Annotated in this window: 20 protein-coding genes and 2 pseudogenes; 14 read left to right on the top strand and 8 right to left on the bottom strand. The window is 54.9% G+C overall.

Features of this window, described 5'->3' with window-relative positions; all coding sequences use genetic code 11:
• Positions 1 to 133 precede the first annotated feature (133 nt).
• Both ACTJKZ_RS12420 and ACTJKZ_RS12415 read left to right on the top strand, forming a co-directional pair.
• Complete coding sequence (locus tag ACTJKZ_RS12420; RefSeq protein ID WP_253417989.1) at positions 134 to 1,024, top strand: MurR/RpiR family transcriptional regulator; 891 nt, start codon at positions 134 to 136, stop codon at positions 1,022 to 1,024.
• Between the two features lie 194 nt (positions 1,025 to 1,218).
• A complete protein-coding gene (locus tag ACTJKZ_RS12415; protein ID WP_285088515.1) occupies positions 1,219 to 3,192 on the top strand; it encodes an autotransporter outer membrane beta-barrel domain-containing protein in 1,974 nt (657 codons plus the stop codon).
• A gap of 129 nt (positions 3,193 to 3,321) precedes the next feature.
• Here the strand turns inward: ACTJKZ_RS12415 and sfnG are convergent, their stop codons facing one another.
• A complete protein-coding gene (gene sfnG / locus ACTJKZ_RS12410) occupies positions 3,322 to 4,410 on the bottom strand; it encodes a dimethylsulfone monooxygenase SfnG (RefSeq protein WP_161735710.1) in 1,089 nt (362 codons plus the stop codon).
• A 327-nt stretch (positions 4,411 to 4,737) separates the two neighbouring features.
• On the opposite strand from sfnG, the gene ACTJKZ_RS12405 reads away from it, so the two are divergent.
• Positions 4,738 to 5,208: a GNAT family N-acetyltransferase gene (locus tag ACTJKZ_RS12405; RefSeq protein WP_161735712.1), complete on the top strand. Its 471-nt coding sequence runs from the start codon at positions 4,738 to 4,740 to the stop codon at positions 5,206 to 5,208.
• Between the two features lie 103 nt (positions 5,209 to 5,311).
• The gene (rluF, locus tag ACTJKZ_RS12400; RefSeq protein WP_440829661.1) at positions 5,312 to 6,190 is read left to right on the top strand and encodes a 23S rRNA pseudouridine(2604) synthase RluF; all 879 of its coding nucleotides are present in this window, start codon (positions 5,312 to 5,314) and stop codon (positions 6,188 to 6,190) included.
• Between the two features lie 54 nt (positions 6,191 to 6,244).
• Here rluF and ACTJKZ_RS12395 read toward each other — a convergent pair whose 3' ends face one another.
• Complete coding sequence (locus ACTJKZ_RS12395) at positions 6,245 to 7,303, bottom strand: SDR family oxidoreductase (RefSeq protein ID WP_440829660.1); 1,059 nt, start codon at positions 7,301 to 7,303, stop codon at positions 6,245 to 6,247.
• A 97-nt stretch (positions 7,304 to 7,400) separates the two neighbouring features.
• Between ACTJKZ_RS12395 and ACTJKZ_RS12390 the strand changes: the two genes are divergently transcribed.
• Together ACTJKZ_RS12390 and ACTJKZ_RS12385 are read left to right on the top strand one after the other, a co-directional pair.
• Entirely contained in the window at positions 7,401 to 8,306 is a 906-nt protein-coding gene (locus ACTJKZ_RS12390) for a LysR family transcriptional regulator (RefSeq protein ID WP_161735717.1), read from the top strand.
• Between the two features lie 288 nt (positions 8,307 to 8,594).
• A complete protein-coding gene (locus ACTJKZ_RS12385) occupies positions 8,595 to 9,266 on the top strand; it encodes a hypothetical protein (protein WP_222925596.1) in 672 nt (223 codons plus the stop codon).
• A 92-nt stretch (positions 9,267 to 9,358) separates the two neighbouring features.
• On the opposite strand, the gene ACTJKZ_RS12380 is transcribed toward ACTJKZ_RS12385, so the two are convergent.
• Positions 9,359 to 10,210 carry a Vmh family MBL fold metallo-hydrolase gene (locus tag ACTJKZ_RS12380; RefSeq protein WP_161735721.1) on the bottom strand — a complete coding sequence of 284 codons (852 nt, stop codon included), beginning with the start codon at positions 10,208 to 10,210 and terminating at the stop codon, positions 9,359 to 9,361.
• Between the two features lie 146 nt (positions 10,211 to 10,356).
• Between ACTJKZ_RS12380 and ACTJKZ_RS12375 the strand changes: the two genes are divergently transcribed.
• The 3 genes from ACTJKZ_RS12375 to ACTJKZ_RS12365 all read left to right on the top strand — a co-directional run bounded on the left by ACTJKZ_RS12375 (position 10,357) and on the right by ACTJKZ_RS12365 (position 12,475).
• The gene (locus ACTJKZ_RS12375) at positions 10,357 to 11,238 is read left to right on the top strand and encodes a LysR family transcriptional regulator (RefSeq protein WP_161735723.1); all 882 of its coding nucleotides are present in this window, start codon (positions 10,357 to 10,359) and stop codon (positions 11,236 to 11,238) included.
• A 36-nt stretch (positions 11,239 to 11,274) separates the two neighbouring features.
• Positions 11,275 to 11,694 (top strand): bleomycin resistance protein, encoded by a 420-nt coding sequence (locus ACTJKZ_RS12370; RefSeq protein ID WP_161735725.1) that lies wholly within the window; start codon positions 11,275 to 11,277, stop codon positions 11,692 to 11,694.
• A gap of 478 nt (positions 11,695 to 12,172) precedes the next feature.
• A complete protein-coding gene (locus ACTJKZ_RS12365) occupies positions 12,173 to 12,475 on the top strand; it encodes a type 1 fimbrial protein (RefSeq protein WP_161735727.1) in 303 nt (100 codons plus the stop codon).
• A 329-nt stretch (positions 12,476 to 12,804) separates the two neighbouring features.
• Here ACTJKZ_RS12365 and gabP read toward each other — a convergent pair whose 3' ends face one another.
• Both gabP and gabT read right to left on the bottom strand, forming a co-directional pair.
• On the bottom strand, positions 12,805 to 14,220 hold the full coding sequence (gene gabP, locus ACTJKZ_RS12360) for a GABA permease (RefSeq protein ID WP_222925593.1): 1,416 nt from the start codon (positions 14,218 to 14,220) through the stop codon (positions 12,805 to 12,807).
• A gap of 76 nt (positions 14,221 to 14,296) precedes the next feature.
• Positions 14,297 to 15,583 (bottom strand): 4-aminobutyrate--2-oxoglutarate transaminase, encoded by a 1,287-nt coding sequence (gabT, locus tag ACTJKZ_RS12355; protein ID WP_161735731.1) that lies wholly within the window; start codon positions 15,581 to 15,583, stop codon positions 14,297 to 14,299.
• Between the two features lie 110 nt (positions 15,584 to 15,693).
• Here gabT and pdxR point away from each other — a divergent pair, with 110 nt between their 5' ends.
• The 4 genes from pdxR (at position 15,694) to ACTJKZ_RS12335 (ending at position 20,841) form a co-directional block, all read left to right on the top strand.
• Positions 15,694 to 17,184: a MocR-like pyridoxine biosynthesis transcription factor PdxR gene (gene pdxR, locus ACTJKZ_RS12350; protein ID WP_222925591.1), complete on the top strand. Its 1,491-nt coding sequence runs from the start codon at positions 15,694 to 15,696 to the stop codon at positions 17,182 to 17,184.
• Between the two features lie 90 nt (positions 17,185 to 17,274).
• The gene (locus tag ACTJKZ_RS12345) at positions 17,275 to 18,651 is read left to right on the top strand and encodes a glycoside hydrolase family 10 protein (protein WP_440829659.1); all 1,377 of its coding nucleotides are present in this window, start codon (positions 17,275 to 17,277) and stop codon (positions 18,649 to 18,651) included.
• Positions 18,652 to 18,732: 81 nt separating this feature from the next.
• A complete protein-coding gene (locus ACTJKZ_RS12340; protein WP_222925572.1) occupies positions 18,733 to 19,473 on the top strand; it encodes a nitroreductase family protein in 741 nt (246 codons plus the stop codon).
• A 165-nt stretch (positions 19,474 to 19,638) separates the two neighbouring features.
• Positions 19,639 to 20,841, top strand: coding sequence for an MFS transporter (locus ACTJKZ_RS12335; protein ID WP_161735736.1), 1,203 nt, complete (start codon positions 19,639 to 19,641; stop codon positions 20,839 to 20,841).
• A gap of 63 nt (positions 20,842 to 20,904) precedes the next feature.
• Here ACTJKZ_RS12335 and ACTJKZ_RS12330 read toward each other — a convergent pair.
• The 3 genes and pseudogenes from ACTJKZ_RS12330 to ACTJKZ_RS12320 form a co-directional block, all read right to left on the bottom strand.
• Positions 20,905 to 21,018: pseudogene (locus ACTJKZ_RS12330) on the bottom strand (YdgH/BhsA/McbA-like domain containing protein); the annotation flags it as partial.
• 119 nt (positions 21,019 to 21,137) lie between these two features.
• Positions 21,138 to 21,491 (bottom strand): annotated as a pseudogene (locus ACTJKZ_RS12325) (universal stress protein); the annotation flags it as partial.
• A gap of 6 nt (positions 21,492 to 21,497) precedes the next feature.
• The gene (locus ACTJKZ_RS12320; RefSeq protein WP_440829686.1) at positions 21,498 to 22,976 is read right to left on the bottom strand and encodes a SulP family inorganic anion transporter; all 1,479 of its coding nucleotides are present in this window, start codon (positions 22,974 to 22,976) and stop codon (positions 21,498 to 21,500) included.
• 482 nt (positions 22,977 to 23,458) lie between these two features.
• Here ACTJKZ_RS12320 and ACTJKZ_RS12315 point away from each other — a divergent pair, with 482 nt between their 5' ends.
• Positions 23,459 to 23,812 (top strand): metalloregulator ArsR/SmtB family transcription factor, encoded by a 354-nt coding sequence (locus tag ACTJKZ_RS12315; RefSeq protein WP_161735738.1) that lies wholly within the window; start codon positions 23,459 to 23,461, stop codon positions 23,810 to 23,812.
• The last annotated feature ends 9 nt before the right edge of the window (positions 23,813 to 23,821 follow it).

The following is a 23,821-nucleotide window of genomic DNA, read 5'->3' as shown; positions in this document are numbered from 1 at the left end:
AAATCCCTATCATTTGCAGGTCAAATTCAGAATTGAATTACGCTTTCACTACAATTTCTGACCGTGGAATATTCTCCATTAACCAGATCGGTAATCAGCCTTTCGGACCTTAAACACCAGCAGCAGGAACAGCATGAAACAGAACCGGCCAGTTAAAAACAGAGTGGATGTGGTGGCAGAGCGTCTGCGCGCCCGCGAAAAGCAGCTTTCTCCTCGTCTGCTGGCTGTGGCACGTTATATCGATCAACAGCGCGAAACGGTGCTCGAAAGTACTGCGATGGAGATCGCCGTCGCGAATCACACGTCTGATGCCACCGTGATCCGCGCCATTCAGGCGCTCGGATTCAGCGGACTGCGCGATCTCAAACAGACGCTCAGAGCCTGGTTTGGTCCCTCGCTGACCTCGGAAGATAAGATGTTCACTACTGTCAGTGAGGTGACCAGTGACGTAAACAGCGCCATCGACTTTGTACTGGCGGGCCACCGGCACGCCTGTGAGGTGCTGTCGCAGCCGCAGAACCGGGTGGCGGTGGCAGACGCCGTGGCGCTGCTGAGTGAAGCGCGGGAAGTGGCTATTTTTGGCATTAACGCCTCAGGGATTCTGGCGGACTACAGCGTGCGGCTGCTGAACCGTATCGGTCTGCCCGCCTTTTCGCTTAATCGCGCCGGCATTGCGCTGGCAGAGCAGATGCTGGCGCTGCAGCGTGGCGACGTGCTGATAATGATGGCGCAGCAATCGGCGCACCGGGAAGGGACCACCGTGGTGCGCGAAGCGAAACGGCTGAATATCCCGATTATCCTGCTGACCAACGCCACCGACTCTTTTTTTGCGCGTGAGGCGGATGTGGTGATCAACGTGCCTCGCGGTGGTGAGAAGGGGCGCATTCCGCTGCACGGCACCATAATGGTCTGTCTGGAGATGCTAATCCTGTCAGTTGCTTCGACGCTGCCGCAGCGCACCGTTAAAACCATGAAACGGCTACAGGATCTCTATCGCGGGCTGAAACCCGCCAGCAAAAAGTAATCTGCAGGATTAAGCCGTGACCGGAATTTCCCGGTAAAAACGGGCTCACCTTTAAGTCAAATTTTCCCGCTTTGCGAGCGCGATCGCGTCTTTTCATCAGCCCGTTTATCAGGGCGACTACGCTTACAGCGTGCTGCGCCTCCGGGTGCGGCTTTTACTCTTTCTCACTTTACTTTTTTTGTGCGGAGCTGCTGATGAAACCCCTTCACGCGCAATACCTTTTCTGTTGTGCCACCCTGAGCCTCCTGTCGCCGCTGCCTGCGATGGCATGGAGTGACCTTACCGTATTTGGTGACAGCCTGAGTGATGGCGGCAACGTAGGACGCTTTACTTATGATGGTGCGACCCATCCGCTCTATGACGAGATCGTAGCGCAGTCGCTGGGTGACACTCTGCGCCCCTCATCCCAGGGCGGAAGCAACTATGCCGAAGGTGGCGCCGTTGCGGTACCGGCGATAAATCCCATGTTTAATACGCAGGATCAGCTGGATAATTACCTTGCGACGCGCGACGGACGAGCCGATTCTGACGGACTCTATATTCACTGGATTGGCGGCAATGACTTAGCGGCGGCAGCCCTTGCGCCGCTCGCTGCACAGCAGATCGTGGATAACAGTGCCAGTGCCGCGGCTTCACAGGTCAGTCGTTTGCTGGATGCCGGGGCCGGCACGGTCATCGTTCCGACGGTGCCAAACGTCGGAGCGACGCCCGCGCTGCTTCAGGCGATTCTGCAGGTGCTGGGCCCGGCCGCCCAGCCTGCCACGGCGGCGTTGTTTCAGTCGCTGAGTACCACCGCCACGCCTGACCGCGCCGCCAGAGAGCAGGCAATTGAAACCGCGCTTAACGAAGCCGCTGGTCAGGTCACTTCTATTCCGCTGATCCGCGATGCGCTTGCACAACAGCTGTTTGCCGCCTGGCAGTTGCTGAGTCAGGAGGCGGCAGCCCTCACCGACCGTTACAACCAGGCTGAAGAGCAGGGGCTGGTGGCGGCACGCGGCAATATCGCGCGGGTGGATATCAATGGCCTGTTTAATGAGGTGATCGATAACCCGCGCCTGTATGGACTCAGCAACACGGCAGGCATGGCCTGTCCGCCCGGCGTCTCATCAATGGACTGCACCGCCTCAACGCCAGGATTTTCACAATCGCAACAGTATCTGTTTGCCGACCGGTTGCATCCCAGCCCGGCAGTGCATGCGCTGATCGCCGATTATATTGAGTCGGTGCTGAGTGCGCCGCTGCAGGTGGCCGCGCTGAGTCAGGCACCATCGATGCTGGTGGGGGATGCGCAGAATACGCTGGATGGACATCTGCAACAGCAGCGTCAGCAGCCCGCCAGCGCCGGAGAGTTTACGGTTTTCGGTGGCTATGCCGGACAGCAGCGAGATTTCCGCGGCGACAGCCTGCTGGACGGTGATGCAACAAGCGCTACCGGCACCGTAGGAGTGGGCTATCAGCTGTCCGATAGCTGGCAGGCCGGTGCGATGCTCTCCACTACCTCGCAACGACAGGATCCCTCGTCGCGGTTTGATTATCGTTTACGCGGCAATCTGGTGGCGCTGTGGAGCCAAGTAAATTATCTGGATCGGGGATGGATTAATGCAGATGCCCATTATGCCGATCTGAACTTTGATGATATTGAGCGTAAGGTCAGGCTGGGACCGGCGACCCGTACGGAGAAGGGCAGCAGCGACGGCAAAGTGCTGGGGATGCGGGTGCAGACCGGCTGGGACTTACCGCTGGGCCGCTATGTCTCCACCGGCCCGATGGCCAGCTATGCGCTCGACTACACCCAGATTGATGGCTACAGAGAAGAAGGGAACAGCAGCACCTCGATGCGCTTTGGCGACCAGACACTGCATTCTCAAATCGGGTCAGTTGGCTGGCGTATCGACAGTAAAGATTTAGTGATTAATCCCTGGGCGCAGGTCAGTTACAACCATCAGTTCGGCGACAGCGACTCTGCTGTTACCGCCGGACTGAAATCGACCCGCACTGCCTTTACCCGCAGCAGTGGCTCACGGGATGATAACTGGATCAATATGGCTCTGGGCGCAAGCGTGCCCATTGGCACATCGGTGAACGCATTTGCTGGCGTTTCAGCGGTGACAGGTAACAGCGATCATCACCAGGTGACATGGAACGTCGGACTTAACGCCCGTTTTTAAATGATAAGCTGTATCAAAAGGCCGTGCAGAGATCGTCTGCCGCTGTCTGAAATGGTGCGGCAGACGATGTTGCGCGTTATTCATTACGCCGCGGCGACGGAGCGTTAAACTCGCCCTGGCGTGTGGTTTTCACGCTTCGATCAGTGCCGCCTGCGCCTCCAGCTCTCGAACGCGCGGTATTACTTCGCGACCAAAGAACTCCACCTCTTCGTGAAAGTGCAGAAACGCCAGCAGCAGCAGATCGACACCGGCCTGCTTAAGTTCGATAATCCGTTCAGCAATCTGCTGGGGGGTGCCAATCAGATTGGTTTTGAAGCCGTCGTTGTACTGCACCAGATCCTCAAACGACGATTTCGCCCAGTTTCCCTCTCCTTCAGGTGAGGCACTGCCTGCATTTTTGACCTCATGCTGGAAGCCTTTCACCGCATCCGGGTTGGCTTTGCTGATGATCTCCTGAAGCACCGCCTGCGCCTGCTGTTCACTTTCACGCGCAATCACAAATCCATTCAGTCCGACTCTGACCTGATGTTGATTGCGTGCTGCTTTTTCACGGATATCCGCGATCTGCAGACGGACACCGTCCGGCGTATTCCCATTAGTGAAATACCAGTCTGACACCCGGGAAGCCATGTCACGCGCCGCACGTGAGCTGCCACCCTGGAAAATTTCCGGTAACGGAGACAATGGCTTAGGTTTCATGGCGTAATCGCGAAAGCGATAAAAATCACCTGCAAAGGTAAAGTTCTCTTCGCGCCAGATGCCTTGCAGGCAGCGAATAAACTCTTCGGAACGCAGATAGCGCTCTTCGTGATCGAGCCAGGGTTCACCAATCGCTTTGAATTCGCCCCGGAACCAGCCGCTGACAATGTTAACGGCGATACGTGGCCCATAGAGATGGCTGATGGTGGCGATCTGCTTTGCGGCTAATACCGGATTCCACGGGCCAGGCAGCAGCGCGGCGATCACTTTTAACTTCGAGGTGTGACTGAGCAGATCCTGCGAGAAGGTGACGGATTCATGCTGATTGTCTGCGCCATACCCGGCAGTAAACCGGATCTGCGTCAGCGCATAATCAAAACCCGCCTGTTCGGCGATTTGCGCCAGTTTACGGTTGTAGGCAGCATCCCAGCGGGTTCGCTGTTCTATCTGACTGATCACCAGTCCGCCCGAGACATTCGGCACCCAGTAGGCGAACTGTAAAGGTTGGTTCAGTGACATGGTTTTCTCCTGGCATATAGCTGGATTAATGGAATAGTTAATTTTTCCAAACTTTAAGATATAAAAGAAAAGGCTAAGCACTAACCGTGCCATAAAATAAGCTACTGTTTTTATGGAAGTAAACGGCTAAAGGCGAGCTGGGCGTGTTGCAAATGCGGCACGGTTGAAACAACCGGGTTGCTAATGCAGCAGCAATGCCTGGACAAATCGGTGAACGGTGAATGACTGCCATCACGCTATTGACATCAACAGTGCCAGAATGTCAGTTACCGGGAACGGGCTGTGATAACGTAGCGAAGCGCGACGCGATGAGAACCGGAGGGGATCATGATAGTCAGACAGGCATCGCCTGAAGAGGCGTATCGTTTATGGAATATCCGAAATCAGGCACTCCGCCATGGCTGCCAGCATGCTTATCCACCCGACGTGCTCGCCGCCTGGACGCCGGACCGCATGCCCGCCAGCTTTCCTGCGATGATCCGCGCCAATCCCTTCTTCGTGATTGATGGCCCGGACGGCGTGCCGGTTGCTACCGGATCGCTGGACCTTGCCGCCGCCAGCGTGGAAGCCATTTTTACCCTGCCCGCATTTACCGGACAGGGAATGGCTGGGCTGATCATCGACACCATCAAAGCGGAGGCGCTGCAGCGTGGCTACCACCGGTTGACACTCGCGTCGACGCCGAACGCCGTGGGCTTTTACCAGCAGCATGGCTTCCACCCGCTGGGCGAAAGTTTCTATCCGTCAAAGCTGGCGGGCAGCGATTTGCGCTGTACTGAGATGGCGATTGATCTGTGAATGCCCGCTGCCGTCAGGCTGGCAAAGCTGAGCAAAAGTTTCCGGTGCAAAGACTTCGCAAGCCCCCGCCGGTAAGGTATAGTCCGCGTTTTTTGGAGGAATCATGCTGACTGACTCATCAACTCGTCTTAATAAATACATCAGCGAGAGCGGCATCTGCTCCCGTCGTGACGCCGATCGTTACATCGAGCAGGGCAACGTTTTTATTAACGGCAAACGCGCCACTGTAGGCGCGCAGGTATTTGCAGGCGATGTGGTGAAGGTCAATGGTCAGCTTATCGAGCCGCGCGATGAAGACGATCTGGTGCTGATTGCCCTGAATAAGCCGGTGGGGATTATCACCACCATGGAAGAGGGCGAGCGCGATAACATCAGCGATTTCGTCAATCACAGCAAGCGCGTCTTCCCGATTGGTCGCCTCGACAAAGATTCTCAGGGCCTGATTTTCCTTACCAACCACGGTGATCTGGTCAACAAGATCCTGCGGGCCGGTAACAACCACGAAAAAGAGTATGTCGTTACGGTCGACAAGCCAATCACCGATGAGTTTATTGCCGGAATGAGCGCAGGCGTGCCGATGCTGGGCACGGTGACCAAAAAGTGCAAAGTGAAAAAGGAAGCGCCATTTGTCTTCCGTATTACGCTGGTCCAGGGTCTGAATCGCCAGATCCGTCGCATGTGTAAGCATTTCGGCTTTGAAGTCACGAAGCTTGAGCGCACCCGTATCATGAACGTCAATCTCAAGGGATTACCGCTCGGGGAATGGCGCGACCTCACCGATGACGAACTCGTTGAGCTGTTTAAACTGCTGGAGAACTCCTCTTCAGAAGATAAACCCGCGAAGAAAGCTAAAGCTCCGGCTAAAACGTCGGCCGCAAAAAAACCGCAGAAGAGCGGTGCGAAACCTGCTGAAAAAGCGGATGCGGCTGGCGCCTCGCGCAAGTGCTTTGTCCAGCCGGGACGGAAGAAGAAAGGGCGCTAAACCCAGTCCGATGCAGAGAGCGATATTCTCGCCCTCTGTGCTTTCACGGGCGCATCACGGAATAACGCGCGCCGCCCGAAAGCGGGCAAACAGATCGCAGAACATCTCATCCGTCGCGCGATAACCGTGAAAGCCCGCCCGCCGCAGCTTGCTGCCGTCGCCAAACATGTCGTAGTTCCAGCCAAAAATAAAATCAGCGAAAGCGCCGTCACTCAGTGCCAGAATATCTGCTTCAACTAATGTGTTATCCCCGGCGATTTCCCGCCACAGCGCACGATAATCCTGAAATAGTTGCCGGAACGACAGCGAAACCGGCGGCGCGATCTCCAGTTCAAACCAGGCTGCAATGACCGGCCATAGCTCACTCCAGCGCCAGAGATCGCCATTATTGATATTAAAGGCCTGATTGCGTGCGTCAGAAGTGCGTGCGGCCCAGATCGTCGCGTCGGCCAGCAGAGTGGCATCGGTAAAATCGACCATACTGTGCCAGGTTTCTGGCGAACCGGGAAAGCGTAAGGGCAGCCGCGCCGCGCGACAGATTGAAGCGTAGAGCGCCAGGCTCAGCGCCAGGTTCATGCTGTTGCCCGGCCTGTCACTGCCGACCACACCGGGCCGCAGCGCACTCCAGTGCCAGGCTTTACCATGCTGTTGTGCGCTCAGCCAGTTCAGCTGCGCGGCATTAAACTCAGCACCCGGTACACCAGGATCGCTTTCCCGCGCCGGCGTTTTAAAGCGTCCGAGATGGGCGCCATACACCTTGTATCCCTGCATCAGACTGACATGCTCAAGTGGGGCGACATCCTCCATGGTCTGAACCAGATTTTGCAGCATGGCAAGATTTGGTCCGACCATCGTTCCCCAGTCAGAAGCGTTCAGCCAGGCGCTGTAAAAGATATGCGTGACGTCGGTGAGTGATGCCAGCCGTTGCTGGCACTGCTGACTATCGCGCAGATCGACCGCTATAATCTCTGTTCCGCTGACTGCAAAGTCTGACCGATGCGTCAGTGCCTTGACCTGCCAGTGGTCTGCTACCAGGGCCTGACTCAGTTGCTGACCCACAATCCCGCTGGCACCCGCCACCAGCGCAACCTTTTTACCCTGTGTCGTTTTCATGATCGCTATCCGATTAAGAAAGAAGCCGCATTTTCACCTGTGTAAAATTCTGATTAAATCCCCGTAACCGGATATCACTTATCAGGAAAATCTATAAATGCAGAACAAACTGACTGCGATGCAGACCTTCATCCGGGTGGCGGAAGCGGGCTCCTTTTCGGCGGCAGCACGGCAAAACGGCATGAAGCAGTCGGCTGTTAGCCAGCAGATCGCCGCACTGGAGGAGGCATTGGGCGTGGTGCTCCTGCATCGCACCACGCGAACCATGGCGTTAACTGAGCCGGGTCACCATTATCTGCAACAGGTCAGGCAGCTGCTTGGTGCGATGGACGAACTGGAGCAGCAACTACGGCCTGAATCGCAGCCGCTTCATGGCAGAGTGCATATTCAGTTGCCGAGCGGCATCGGGCAGCGGCTGATGCCGCATCTGATCGCTTTCCAGCAGGTGCATCCTGCGCTGCGTCTGAATATTGCGCTGGAGGATCGCCTGTCGGACCTCATCGTGGAAGGCGTTGACGTGGCGGTTCGTGTCAGCGAGTCGCCACCTGCCACGCTGGCTGCCCGTTCGCTCGCCACGATTGAAACCGTGCTGGTGGCTTCCCCTGAGTGGATAGCACGCAACGGCCCGCCGCAGACGCCCGATGACCTTATGCGCTATCCGCATATACGTTTTAGTGGTATAGCGACTGATGCGCCGCTGCAGCTGGTTTCTGCGACCGCGAAAGTCTCTGTTCCGGTAGAAAGCGTGTTTCGGTCTAATAACAGCGATGCCTTGATGCAGGCCCTTGAAGCAGGCCTCGGTATCGGCGGCTTACAGACGCTGCCTGGCGCAGACGCGCTGGCCTCCGGCCGACTGGTGCGGGTGTTACCGGACTGGCGAATGCCCGACCGTTATCTCTATGCCCTATTCCCGGATGCCCGTTTTATTCCTTATAAGGTCCGTAAGCTGGTCGGACGGTTAAGTGAGGTGTTGATGCAGGGATCAGGGCAGAGCCAGATCTGATGCCCAGGCGATTTTATTAATTCGCAGGGTGCAGCAAAACCCGGAAACGCTTAAAACCCTCGCAAAGCTCTGATATGACCGTCCGGATGGTGTGCAGCGCATTCTTTCACACATGCGCCTGGTATCCGATGCCCGGCGGGTTAACTCAGCCTTCTCTTACGCCTAATCAGACAGTGCTTTTGCCACCATAAGCCAGAATTTTTAAAAGGTTCACATTCAGACCAACGACACTTTTCACCCTCATCAGGGCGTGGCAGGATAAGCGCAATCTATCAAGGAGTGTGCCTGATGTTACTGAAAGGTATGAACGATCCGCTGCTGAAAGCGTATCAGCATCCCAAATCACGGATGATGATCAGCCGTTTCAGGGGGCTGGCGGGCGACAGAAGACTCAGTGACTGGCAGGCATTCTGTATTCTGGTAACCGGCTTTACAAATTACTGGTATGTGCAGGCTGGTCACTACAGCATTAATATCACGCTCACCAAAACTCGTCAGTTCGACTTCCTGCAGGACTTCCTTCATTTCACAGTCACCCTGGATGGATTGATCGGCGATGAACATTTTCGCAGCCCGGACTTTGTACTGCCACATTACGATGTGCCTTATGAATTCTGTCGCTGGCGCAACAAGCGCAGCTATGACGCCTTAACCACCTATGTGAGTAAACAGGGGGTGAAATCTCATAAAGGGATGTTTGTCGCCTCGGAAGGCGCGTCTCCGGAAGAGCAGGTGATGAAATGGGAAGGGGTGGTCAACGTCTATGACAAAACCTTTTTCAGTATGACTAACTTCAATACAACTCAGGAATTCCTGATTAAAGACCTTCGTAAATCCATTCAGGATGGATTACTGAAGCACCTGAGTTTTTACCGCGATCTGTTTCACTATATTTTTCCCACACCGGCAGAGGCACGATTGCAGGCGCGTGACGACAGGCGCTATCTGATGAAAAGATAGCGCCCGGTCATTTTACTTTCAGTCACTGGCATCCGCACAGAATGGTCGCTGTAAGGCGGATCAATCTGTTATGAGCGAACCGCTCTGAAAGTTTACCACTTCATCTCGCCGGTATTCACTTTCGCGCTGAGTTCAAGTGACGCCGGCTCAGCCAGTTTTGGCCAGGCGGTGTTCATGGCGGCAATCACCGCTGCTGAGGTTTTATGTTCTGACAGCGCCGCTTCAAAACTCTTCAGATAATTCAGGGTGAAATCCACAGCCTGCGAGCCGGCTGGACGCTCACCCAGATAGTGGCCCGGAATAACATTTTTCGCGTTGAGCGTCTGCATCTCAGTGAGGATATGGCGCCACTCACTGCGGCTCTTAACGGTCTGAGTGTCAGCCGTCCAGACGTGGATGCCAGAGGAAAGGGCTGTACCGCCCAGAATGGTGCTCACAGAGGGGATCCAGATGTATGCAGCATATTGATCAGGATGACGCAGTTCCAGCGCCTCGCCATCCACGCTGAAGCGGGTCTGATGCGTAACGTCTGGCACAAAGACTTTATCCGGTGCACCCTGTTTCATCTGAGGGCCCCAGTATTTCAGCTTGGCGTCATGAGTCTGCTGGATATGCTTTACCACCGCAGGTGCGGCAACGATTTTGACGTCCGGCCAGGCTTTAACAATCGGCTCCAGACCGAAGTAGAAATCGGGATCGCCCGAGGTGATCACAATCTCCTTCAGCTTTTTACCACGCTTTTTAATCATCTCCACCAGCTTCTCACCATCCTGGATGCTGAACTGGGCATCAAACAGAATTGCTTCGGTTGGCCCGGAGACCAGGGTTGAGGAGACGGCAAAAATACCTTTCTCCTGTGGATTATAGGTTTCCAGTTGCAGCGTGGCCGCGCTGGCGGAGGCGGAAGCCAGAACGAGTATCACAGGCAACAGAGCAGTTTTCATTAATATTCCTCAGAGATATATGCCCGACTCAGGCAGGTGTATCGGGCGATGTGCAGAATCAGTAGCGCTATTCTACGCATCTTGCTATCTGTTAGAATTCCCGGAATCAGAGATGCTGAGTTTCATAATCCGAACAGGTGAGTGGGATGGACAGAGTGACGGCAGCTGCCGTTTTTAACCGGATATGTGAGCTGGGTAGCCTGAGTGCTGCTTCGCGTGCGCTGGGGATCTCGCGGCCGATGGTCAGCCGTTATCTGGAAGAGATGGAAAAGTGGGCGGGAACGCGTCTGCTGCATCGCTCGTCGCGCCGGCTGACCCTGACGCCTGCCGGTGAGGCGATTCTGCAAAAGACCCGCCAGCTGGCTCTGCTGTCAGAAGCGATCCAGCAGGAAACCACCCAGAGTGTTCCAGCCGGAACGCTACGCATCGCCTGTGCCCATTTTACGGCGCTTCATCTTGTCGGCCCGGTCGTCCCCGATTTTCTTGATCGTTATCCGGCGCTGCGCATCGAACTGGATATTAACAATCAGCCGGTAAGCCTGATCAGCGAGCGCATCGACCTCGCCATCCGTATCACCGATGCGCCAGAGCCGGGAGCAATCGCACGCCGTCTCGGTGAATGTCACTCTGTACTCTGCGCCTCCCCCGTCTATCTGCAGAAGCGAGGCATTCCGCAAACGCCTGGCGATCTGGCGCAGCACAACTGCCTCTACTACAGTCGTTTTGCCGGTCAGAGCTGGCATTTCACGGCGGCTGGTGGCGAGAAAATCTCTGTCGCCGTTAAAGGGAATTTCAGTGCGGGCATTTCGTCACTGTTATGTGACGCAGCGATTGCAGATTGTGGGATAGCGATGGTGCCTGAACTGGAAGCACGCCCTGCGCTTGAAGCGGGAAAGCTGGTTGAGTTATTGCCCGATTATGCGCCGCAGCGCATCGGTATCTGGGGGCTTTACCTGTCGCGTGAGCACCAGTCTGCCGCGCTGCGTCTGATGCTGGATGAACTGCAAAACAGCATTCAGAGCCGGTGATGAGAGGAAATCGAACTGAGAATGATGGGGACATTTATGAATGATGATCAACAACTGTACTGGAACCCTATGGTGCCAGAACTGACCGTTACTGACTTTGCCGTTTCGCTGCATTTTTACACCGTTGTGCTGGGCTTTGAGGTGCGGATCCAGCGTCAGAATCCTGACTTCGCATACCTCTGCTTTGGTGAGGCGCAATTGATGATTGAACAGTGCCATCCGCAGGGGTGGAACACAGCTGAACTGGAGAGGCCGCTGGGGCGGGGCATTAATTTTCAGATCGAAGTCGATGACATTCAAGCTGTAATGACAGGTTTGCAACAGCATGCCGTGCCACTTTTTCGTGCGTTGAGTGATAACTACTATGACACCGGCGAGACAACCGCCTGCCAGCGGGAGTTTCTGGTACAGGATCCAGATGGTTATCTGCTGCGCTTTAGCCAGTATCTGGAATAAGCTGAAAGCGTTTTCGACACTACCAGTGATGACTTAAATAGCGTAAAAAACGCGCCTGTATTCTGCATTTTATTTTGAATGTTCAGTCATAATAAATATATGTTTTAACTTTACCGGCTTTATTTCAGTCGTAGAGGAAATTCAGCCTGCCATTTACAGCAGGACAATTAATGATTACCCGATCCGCTAACAAAAAATCCATGCGTAGCAAGGTAATGAGTGTAAAGATTAAATAAAGGGGCTGAAGGTGTGGCTTCTTTCTGAAAAGGTCATCAGGAAAAAGAACCCAGGCGAAAAAATCTTTCACGCTATGGTCTACACTCACGTTACTTAGCTGGATTAGATAATTCTTAACATTGTCTTTGTAATGAATTTCATTTGGGTAAGTGGTTAAAATTTACATTTATTTTTTCACTCAGCACTTAATCTTTGGGCATGTATGCCGATAACAGGTGATACATACTCAGGAGGACGCACTATGAAATTATTTTTATCTCTCTGCTTTACCACGTTGCTGATCACCCTGGCTGGTCCAGCGAGTGCAGATCCAAATTCAGGTACTATCATCTTCAGGGGAGCCATAACGAACGGTTCGTGTAATATGAATATCGGGCAGAATCCTGTTGTGTTTGACTGCTATGATCCCGCTCGTGGCAAGGCTGTCGTTACAACTGCTGACCTGATGAACCCCAAATCCCTGACTGGCTTGCCTGTAGAAGTAAAAATGCACTGGTTTAACCCTGCGAAATCGAAAGGGATTATTGAGGTCAGCTATCTCTGATTCCCATAACGGATTTTAGTGTTTACCTGAAAACCCCAGTGCGATCTGCAGGTCATAACTCGCAGAGAGTGAATAAAGCATAAAGTCCCTGACATAATAAGGTCTAATCTTCCGTATACCTGTTCAGCAAGAAACAATGTGCTGCACCTTCACCAGGAGATTCAGGTGAGTGAATTCCAGGTGCAGGCTGATGATGCTGACAATTTATTAAAACTCTTTTATTTTATGTGTTCTCAAGCGCTATACCGGTTCCCGAATGGATAAAGATAAAAACCCACCTTTATAGCTAAAGGTGGGTTTTTAATGGTTTTATAAAAAACATCCGGGGATCACGAAGGATCAGAAGAGCGCTGAGTAAAGTACTTCGTACTTTGACGCTTCTCCTTTTTACGACGCAGAACCAGACTGGTGGTAATGATCAACAGTGTTAATCCGCCGGTTGCCAGTAATTCAGCCTGATGCTTCGCGTCAAACAACATGATCACAAGTACGGTCGTGATAAACAGAATCGTTACCCACGTCAGGCCTGGGAATAGCCACATCCGGTAATTCAGGACTTCACCCGCCTTTTCGCGCTTTTTACGCAGCACAAGATGCGATACGGCAATCACCAGATAGACCAGCAGCGCAATCGCCCCCGACGTCGCCAGTAAAAACTCAAACACGACACTTGGCGCAAGGTAATTCGCAATTACTGCCAGAAACGCAGCAGCGGTCGAGAGCAATACCGCAACCCACGGCGTGCCGCTGCGATTAGTGCGTGAAGCAGCAGCAGGCGCATCTTTGCGGCGGGAGAGGGAGTAAAGCATGCGCGATGAGGTATAAAGTGCAGAGTTAAGACAGCTGCACACCGCCATCAGCACCACCAGGTCGACAATCAGCCGGGCATGCGGAATGTTCATCGCCGTTAATACCGTCTGCCATGAGCCCTGTTCAACCAGGCCAGGCGTGTTCCACGGCACCAGTGCGACCACAAAGAAAATCGACAGCAGATAAAACAGCGCAATGCGCCAGATAACCGAGTTAGTTGCCTGGGTAATCTGCTTGCCAGGGTTTTTAGACTCGGCAGCGGCAATAGTGACGATTTCGGTACCCATAAAAGAGAACATCGTGGTCAGGATGGCCGCTACAACCGCACTCATACCATTCGGCATAAACCCGTGCGTGTCATAAAGATGCGACAGGCCACTGGTGTTGCTGTCAGGCAGCAGACCCAATACTGCCGCCCCCGCCACACCCAGAAACAGGATAATGGCCACGACCTTGATCAGCGCAAACCAGAACTCAAATTCCCCATAATTTTTAACGCTGAGCAGGTTGGTAATGGTCAGCAGTAACGTGATGGCAAAGGTATATTGCCAGATGGCGACCTCGGGGAACCAGGCGTGCAGAATCGTCCCCGCTGCATTGGCTTCAAGTGGGATCACCAGCACCCAGAACCACCAGTAGAGCCAGCCGATGGTAAAACCGGCCCAGCGACCCAGCGCTTTGTCCGCATAGGTTGAGAAAGAGCCTGAATCGGGTGAAGCGACGGCCATCTCGGCCAGCATCCGCATAATTAACACCACCAGCGCACCGGCAGCCGCGTAAGAGATCAGCACCGCAGGACCGGCTTCAGAAATAGCGTGGCCGGAGCCGACAAACAGCCCTGCGCCAATCACACCCGCAATTGAGAGCATACGCACGTGGCGCGGTTTCAGGTTTTGAGCCAGCGAATCTTCATTCGCACTCTGATTCATCGTCATGTAAACGTCTCCAGGCGACGTCCGGCCTGAATGGCCGGACGAAAGGGGAACAGGCTTGCGTGAACGCACAGCGAAATCAGGCCGGGACGACGGGATGTCCGGCAGAAGCAACACAGTGATTAATTACCGTGGAGAGAATGGTCAGCGCCTGGCTGAACTGGGCATCAGGAATGGTGAGCGGGTAGAGGAAGCGGATGACGTTGCCTTTAGCTCCACAGGTCAGCAGCAGCAGGCCCTGTTCCATTGCCATCTTCTGAACCGCCTGCGCGGTGCTGGCCTGATAGAACTCCATCGCCACCATGGAACCCAGCGCACGTACGTCAGCAATGTCCGGATGTTTGCGTTGATGCTCCAGCAGTTCAGCTTCAAGCCTGGCACCGAGATCGACGGCGCGCTGGCAGAGCTGCTCCTCTTCAATCACATCCAGCACCGCATGGGCTGAGGCGATAGCCAGTGGGTTACCGGCATAGGTTCCGCCCAGGCCCCCAGGCGCAGGTGCGTCCATGACCTCTGCACGACCGGCGATGGCGGAAAGCGGCATGCCGCCTGCCAGGCTTTTTGCCATGGTGATAATATCGGCCTTCACCGGATAGTGCTCCATGGCGAACAGCTTGCCGGTCCGGGCAAATCCACTCTGGACTTCATCCGCAATCAGCAGAATGCCGTGGCGATCGGCCAGCTCCCGCAACTGCACCATAAACTCTGCCGGTGCGGCATGGAATCCGCCTTCCCCCTGCACCGGCTCCAGCACGATCGCGGCCACATCATGCGGTGCAATGTCCTGGGTAAAGATTTCGTCGAGGCTGATCAGTGACGCCTCAATGCTGATCCCCTGAACTGCGCTGGGGTAGCGTGCATGGAAGACAGAAGGTGGCATCGGGCCGAAGTCCCGCTTGTAGGGCGCCACTTTACCGGTCATCGCCATCGTCATGAAAGTACGACCATGGAAAGCGTTACCAAAGGTGATGATGCCGTGACGGCGGGTATAGGCACGAGCCACTTTGACCGCATTTTCCACCGCTTCCGCGCCAGTCGTGAAGAAGGCCGTTTTGGCCGATCCGGCAATGGGCACGCGCTGATTAATGCGCTCGGCCAGGGCGATATAACTTTCGTAAGGGGTTATCTGAAACGCTGTATGGGTAAACTTTGTTAACTGATCGGCAATGGCCTGTTCAATACGTGGATGGCGGTGGCCCGTGTTCAGCACCGCGATGCCGCCAGCGAAATCGATCCAGCTTTTACCGGCCTGATCCCATAAGGTGGCGTTTTCTGCCCGGGCAACGTACCAGTCGCACAGCGTACCGATGCCTTTAGGGAGAGCCTGTGCTTTGCGCTGCTGCATCAGGTTATTATTTTCGCTCATTTCATCCACCTCGTTAATATGCGTGTTTACAATTCCCGACAAACACGTTTATTTATGCCTGAGGCGTGGTGAGTTGCCAGAGCCAATTCTCAGAGGAAAGGTGGAGCCAATTGCGACTCTTGTACGCAGATCATCTATTAGCACGGTTACAGTTTTTAAGAACCGGCTCATTACATCAGCGGCTGCTGAATTGTATGCAGGCCGCAATCGCGGAAGAGGTGTTTCCCCGCGGAAGCCGTCTGCCGCCAACCCGCGATCTGGCGCGCGAACTCGGCGTGTCGCGAAACACGGTAATGCATGTTTATGAAAGTCTGATGGCGCAGGGGTATGTCACCGCGCGCACCGGCAGCGGGACATGGATTGCCGAGACGTTGCCGGAGAATTCTCTGCAAAGTGATGCGATTGCCGATCTTCAGGCGGTGAGGGCGCAACGACCCGCGACGCTGTCAAAGCGGGGTGCCAGTCTGCTGGGGCATGCAACTGCCTCGCCCTGGCAGTGGGGCGCGTTTGTGCCCGGCGCACCCGATGTCACCGAATTTCCTCACAAGCTGTTCAGCCAGATTCAGGCGCGGCTGAACCGCGAACCTGACGTACATCGCCTGGTCTACAGCAGCGGCGGCGGCTGTCCCGATCTTCGCCATGCGCTGGTGGATTATCTGCGGGTGGCGCGTTCCGTACGGGCCGATGCTGACCAGATCCTGATTACCGAAGGGGTTCACCAGGCGGTTGATCTGGTGACGCGGGTGTTATGTGATCCCGGCGATCGGGTCTGGATGGAGGAACCGGGCTACTGGGGAACACGTAATCTGCTGCGCATGAATGGTCTGAAGATTCGCGCGATGACGGTGGATGAGCAGGGACTGGTACCGGACAGCGGCCCGGCCCCTAAAATGGTGTTTGTAACGCCTTCCCATCAGTATCCGCTGGGGGTGCACCTGAGCCTGGCGCGTCGTCAGGCATTGATCGCCCTGGCACGCCGTCATCAAAGCTGGATTGTTGAAGATGACTACGACAGCGAATTTCGCTTTTCCGGTCAGCCTCATCCCTCACTTCAGGGGCTGGAAGCCGATGCACCGGTCATCTACATGGGCACATTCAGCAAGACACTCTATCCCGCTCTGCGTATTGGCTACATGGTGGTGCCGAAATCGCTGGCACAGCCGTTGCGCATCGCGGCGGCGGAACTCTATCGCGGCGGACACCTGCTGATTCAGCGGGCGCTGGCTGAGTTTATCCGACTGGGCCACTACATGGAGCATATTCGCCGGATGCGCCTGCTTTATCGTCAGCGGCGGCAGTTTCTCTGCAGGCTGATTGAGCGCTATCTGGGGCCAGCATTTTTACCGGCATTCAATCATGAGGCGGGACTGCATCTGGTGATGCCGCTGCCAGCGGGCGCGGATGACGTTGCGATAGCTGCAGAGGCGCTGAAACGCGGGGTCAAAGTGCGACCGCTTTCGCAATACTATATGCATCCGCAGGAGGCGCGCGGATTGCTGTTGGGTTATGCCTGCGTCAATGAGCGGCAGTGTCAGGACGCCTTCGGCACACTCAAAGCCTGTCTTATGTCCGCAGGGATGGTCTTTAGTCCGCCGCGTTAGCGGTTCATGGGTTTTAAAAGGCAGCAGTTTCAGGGCTGGAGCTGTGCTAACGCATTGACATTTCATCAGCGTCACCGAGAATACAGCTCTTTGCGTTTCGACCAGAAAATACTGGAGTTTATCATCGCCCTTAATCCCTTTTCTGCACAGGCCAGAGCGGCTATTAAGCGAGGCGCTGCGCTGGCTGCGGCGTTATTGCTGGTCAGTTGCGCATCCGAACCGCCGAAATCGCTGGTGACCCCTTTTCCGCCGGTAACGAAACAGCCATTACCTGTGCCCGGCAAGCCAGCACAGCCTCAGGCTAGTCAACCGATGCGGGGTGTCTGGTTAGCCACGGTGTCACGTCTCGACTGGCCGCCCGTGGCGTCGGTGAACGGCACCAGTCCGGCGCAGCGTATCCGCCTGCAGCAGCAATCCCTGACCAACAAACTGGATAAGCTGAAAAGCCTGGGCATTAACACGGTGTTTTTCCAGGTGAAGCCGGATGCCACGGCGCTCTGGCCCTCAAAAATCCTCCCCTGGTCGGATATGCTGACTGGCAAAATCGGTGAAGATCCAGGATATGATCCGCTGCAGTTTATGCTGGATGAGGCGCACAAGCGCGGCATCAAAGTTCATGCCTGGTTTAATCCCTACCGGGTATCGGTCAATACTAAACCTTCGACCGTCAGCGAACTGAACCGCACGCTGTCACTGCATCCGGCCAGTGTTTTTGTGCTGCACCGCGACTGGATCCGCACCGCAGGGGATCGCTACGTGCTCGATCCGGGCATTCCTGAGGCGCGTGACTGGATCACCAGTATTGTGGCCGAGGTGGTGGCGCGTTATCCCATCGACGGTGTGCAGTTCGATGACTACTTCTATGCCGAATCAGCAGGTTCGCTGCTCAACGATAATCAGACCTTCAGTCGCTATGGGCAGGGGTTTGCCGGTAAAGCGGACTGGCGACGTCAGAATACTCAGCAACTGATTGAGCAGGTGTCACGCACTATCAAACAGCTGAAGCCAGACGTTGAATTTGGTGTCAGTCCGGCGGGCGTCTGGCGCAATCTGTCGCACGATCCTGCTGGTTCCGATACCCGAGGCGCCGCAGCGTACGACGAAGCCTTTGCGGATACCCGTCACTGGGTGCAGCAGGGTCTGCTGGATTACATCGCCCCGCAGCTCTACTGGCCTTTTTCCCGTCAGGCTGCCCGATATGACGTGCTGGCAAACTGGTGGGCAGAAGTGGTGAAACCGACTAAAACCCGGCTCTACATCGGTCTTGCGCTTTATAAAGTCGGCGAGCCATCAAAAATTGAACCTGACTGGACGCTCCAGGGTGGTGTGCCTGAACTGAAAAAGCAGCTCGACCTGAATGAATCTAACCCCAATATTGATGGCACCATTCTGTTCAGAGAGAACTATCTGAATCAGCCGCAGACTCAGCAGGCGGTGAGCTACCTTAAAAGCCGCTGGGGAGGCTGAAATGCCCGAACAGCATGACCAGTGCGGTTAAGTTTTTCCCTGTGACTTACTGCTATTCTTGCGCTTTATATGGGAGGAACCATGAGCGAACTGATTAATATTTTTACAAGTCATAAAAGTGAACGCAGTTTCACTGAGCAACCTGTCGATGAAGCGGTGCTGGATCGTATTATCAGTACTGCATACCGCGCACCGACATCAGTAAACTCACAGCAGGTTTCTGTGGTGATCACGCGTGATGCCGGACGTCGCGCAGAGATCGCCGCCATCGCGGGCGGTCAGCCGTGGATTGCCAAAGCACCCGTCTTCATCACTTTCGTGCTGGACATGCATAAATCGGCGGTGGGAATGGCCGCTGTCGATCAGCAGCAGATTGCCCATCAGAGCATTGAGAGCATCGTGTCGGGTTCTACCGATATTGGTATTGCCCTGGGCTCAGTCATGGCCGCTGCGCGTGCAGAAGGTCTGGGCATTGTGCCGATTGGCGGAATCCGTCGCGATCCACAGGCGATGATTTCACTGCTGGAGCTGCCGCCGCTGACCTTCCCGGTTGCGGGTGTGGTCATCGGTCACGTGGACGAGCCTGCTCATCAGAAACCGCGTCTGCCTCTGGCTACTTTCCGCCATGATGAGACCTATCAGACGCAGGGGCTGGAGCAGCAGATTGCAGCTTACAACGATGAAATGGTTCAGCACTGGAAAAACATCGGTCGTCACGACGGTGAGAGCTGGAGCGAAAGCGTCAGCGGTTACTATAAAAATATCTACTTCCCGGCTGTATTGCCCGCACTGCTGAAACAGGGTTTCGGCACAGATAAATAATTCCTTCTGCGCGAAGTGAAAAGTCTCAGGCCATCCGTCCATTGTGACGGGTGGCCTTTTTCATTTTGTTACTATAACGAAATGTGACTTTCTTCTTTGTAACACATAATTTCCCTGTTAACCGAAGCGCTACTGCCTTTAACACTTACTTTCCAGGGAAATAACATGTCTCAGCGTTCACTCTATGCGCTCTGTTTAATGAGCTTTTTTCTGGCTGATGTCCGCGACGGGTTGGGACCTTTTCTGGGAATATTTCTGACGGAACGGCACTGGCGTCCTGATGAAATCGGACTGGTGATGACCTGTGGCGGCATCGCCGGACTACTTGCCACGCTGCCTGCTGGGATAGCTGCCGATGCGACCCGCCATAAAAAAATGATTGTGCTGCTGGGTTGTCTGGTGATCACCGTTGCTACGCTGCTGCTGTGGTACAGCAATCAGACCTGGACGGCGATGGTCTCGCAAATTGTGGCGGGAATTGCTGCGGCGTTTATCGGTCCGACCGTGGCGGGGATCACCCTGGGGCTGACCGGTCAGCGCGGCTTCAACCAGCAGATGGGACGCAATGAAGCCTTCAATCATGGTGGTAACACCATTGCAGCGTTGCTGGCGGGTTTTTCTGCCTGGTACTGGGGCATGGGTGCTGTCTTTATTCTGATGACGGTGATGGCGATTTTTGCTGCCTTCGCCACACTTGCGATTCGCGGTGATGAGATTGATAACGAGGTGGCGCGAGGCTTTGAACAGAATGAAGAGCGTCAGCCAGCGCTGAGCTTATCGATGCTGATGCGTAAACCGGCGCTGATGATAGCGGGCGTGACGCTGCTGCTGTTTCACCTTGCCAATGCCGCGCTATTACCGATGCTGAGCATGCGCGTCGCCTCCGCAGGCGGACAGGCGGCGGTTAGTCCCGGTCTGTACGCTGCGGCAACGGTGGTGATTTCCCAGCTGGTGATGATCCCGGTCGCGCTGTGGGTCTCGAAACGGGTGGAAACGCACGGCTATCGCCTGTTCATCATGGTCGCCCTGATGATTTTACCGCTGCGCGCGGTTATTGCAGCAGGCTTTGCCGAACCGCTCTTTGTCATTCCGGTTCAGATTCTGGATGGTATTGCGGCAGGGATTCTGGGCGTGGCGGTGCCGGGCTATATTGTGTCTCTGATGCGGGGAACCGGCCATGTTAATGCCGGGCAGAGCGTCATTATGCTGATGCAGGGCGCAGGCGCTGCGCTGAGTCCGGCCATGACCGGAGCAATCGCCGCGCGTTATTCTTACAGCACTGCGTTTGCAGTTCTCGGGGCGATAGCCCTGCTGGCGCTGATTTTATGGTGGCGCACCGGTAGCTCACCTGCCACCCGCCTTGCCTGAGCAGGCATAAAAAAGGCTGCCCATTGGGCAGCCTCTTCTGGCAAATCCATTTGCGACCATCCGTTATTTATACAGTTCTGGGGTCATGTGAACACGGTTATGGGTGTTCGCTTCCGTAATTTTGTACTGCGCACCCTGCTCCTGAGCCTGAGCGGCGATTTTCGATTCTGCCTCATCCTCTAACTACGACCTATTTGGGAATTCGATTAGCCACACTAAATGTATGGGTTAAAGGTTGTTATGTAAACTGACCCGCTCCCCGTATGTGATCCATCCATAATCAGGCATATCCGGGTAACGGATTCATCGTTATGTAAATGGGCCTCAGTGGTGGTGGCCGCCTCCTGCAAAATCGCCTGTGCGGCCTGCAGGGCGGACATTTCGCCGTTTACCATCACAATATGGCAGGCAAGATCGTTCAGCAGAGGGCTGACCGTGAGGCGCGTCAGGTTACTGCGACTCTCCTTGCTGCCGTCGTATGCAAACATCACTCGTGCGGGCGGCGTAAACGTCTCCGGCACAACCATCACCGGCCGTTTCTGCAGGCGAATGATGCTCTCAAGGTGGCTGCCCACCGGGTTATGCGCACCACGGCGACCCAGCACCATTAGCCGTGTTCAGCCCGGTTTCGCGAGAATTTCATCCAGGGCACTCGGTTAGTGGCCGCCCATCAGCTTGTCCACTTCTTCGGGCTTATCGTGTACACCGAAGCGGTCAACGAGGGTGCGTGTTGCCTCATTCATGCCGCGGATATCCACTTCTGTGCCTTCGCGGCGGAACTTAATCACCACTTTGTCGAGCGCGCTTATCGATGTGATGTCCCAGAAGTGCGCGTGTGTGACGTCAATCACCACGTGTTCAGCCGCCTCGCGAAAGTCAAAGTGGCTCATAAAGCGATCGGCTGAGGCAAAAAATACCTGCCCGTTGACGATGTAGGTACGGGTCCCATTGTTCAGCCTGGAGTTCACCACCATAAAGCGTGCCACCTTGGTGGCGAAGTTCAGCGAGGCTATCAGCACGCCGGTCAGCACGCCAAAAGCAAGGTTATCTGTCGCCACCACCACCACGACCGTTGCCAGCATTACCACGCTGGTTGAAAGGGGATAGCTGCGCAGATGGGTAATGGATCGCCAGGAGAAGGTGCCGATGGAGACCATGATCATCACGGCCACCAGAGCTGCCATCGGTATCCGGGATACCCAGTCGCGCAGGAATACCACCATCAGCAGCAGCACCACGCCTGCAGTGAGCGTTGAAAGACGCCCGCGTCCGCCCGACTTCACGTTAATCACCGACTGACCGATCATCGCGCATCCCGCCATGCCACTAATAAATGAGGTACAGATATTGGCCGCACCCTGCGCCTTGCACTCGCGGTTTTTATCGCTGGGCGTGTCGGTCATGTCATCGACAATGGTGGCGGTCATCATCGATTCCAGCAGTCCCACCACGGCCAGGCCCGCAGAGTACGGCAGGATGATCATCAGTGTGTCCAAGTTCAGTGGAACATCGGGGATCAGAAAAACCGGCAGGCTGTCAGGCAGTTTGCCCATGTCGCCGACGGTGCGCACGTCCAGGTGGAGCCACATGGAAATGGCCGTCAGCACGATAATACAGACCAGCGGTGAGGGGATGGTTTTGTTGATATACGGGAACAGATAGATAATGGCCAGGCCCGCTGCGGTCAGGGCATATACGTGCCAGGTCACATCGGTGAGTTCCGGCAGTTGCGCCATGAAAATCAGAATGGCCAGCGCGTTAACGAAGCCGGTTACTACCGAGCGCGAAACATAGCGCATCAGGCTACCCAACTTCAGGTAACCGGCCGCCAGTTGCAGGACGCCGGTGAGCGCCGATGCGGCCAGTAGATACTGCAGGCCGTGATCTTTTACAAGCGTGACCATCAGCAGGGCCATAGCGCCAGTAGCCGACGAAATCATCGCCGGACGGCCACCGAGGAAGGCCATAACCAGGGGAATACAGAATGCAGAGTAGAGTCCGACCTGCGGATCCACACCGGCAATAATGGAAAAGGCGATCGCTTCAGGTATAAGCGCGAGCGCGACCACAATACCGGCAAGAACGTCACCACGGACATTACCCAGCCAGTCCTTATGTGTCGAGGACAGCAACATAGTCATTTCTCAGTTTTTGATTGCGGTTAGCCCGTGAGGGCAAAAAATTTACAGACGAAAAAGCACATCCGCAGACGGGATGTTTTTGAGTGCGCGCCGAAGTTTATTCAGTGCGACGGAGAGGGGATGAAACTCAGGGTGGCGTAAGACGCATGGCGGTGTTTATCACTCCTTCACGGCTGACAGAGCAGCGCGAGTAACCAGAAAGACCGTCTGAAGAGCTGTTCAGTACCGGTCATGAATGCCAGCCGTGCAGCTGACGCACGGCAAAAAGCGTTTTTTACTCTACACCAATTGTTAACAGGGTCAACGCAGAGGACGAAAATGCCGTTTGCAGAATGGGGGGCGGCGGCACTCTGACAGCCCGTTATTCTGCAGGCCTTTGTAATCAGGAAATGGATATACAAATATGGTTTATTGAATATATTATTAACATACAGAGCTTCTCTGGGAGACTCAGTCAGTAACCATCAGGAGTGACCATGTTGTCAGTAAACCCCCTGCAGCTTTTTAAAAACCTTTCAGATGACACGCGGCTCAGCCTTGTGCTTCTGCTGCGCGAAAAAGGTGAGCTCTGCGTCTGCGAACTCTCAGACATCCTGAAACAAACGCAGCCTAAAATCTCACGACATCTGGCTCTTCTCAGAGCAGGCGGACTGCTTATCGACCGGCGGGATGGAAAATGGATCTATTACCGTTTGTCTCCGCACATGCCAGCCTGGGCAGCAGCAGTGATTGAACAGGCTTACCTTTGCCAGCGGGATGACATTATGCAACTCAGCCAGCAGGCTGAACGCAATAATGCGACAACTAACGGCAAGCCGGTCTGCATGTAAAAATTTTAT

It is taken from the genome of Pantoea sp. 22096, assembly GCF_052045955.1.
In the GTDB taxonomy this organism is placed as follows: Bacteria; Pseudomonadota; Gammaproteobacteria; order Enterobacterales; family Enterobacteriaceae; genus Pantoea; species Pantoea alfalfae.
This window is presented reverse-complemented; position numbering and strand designations above follow the sequence as displayed.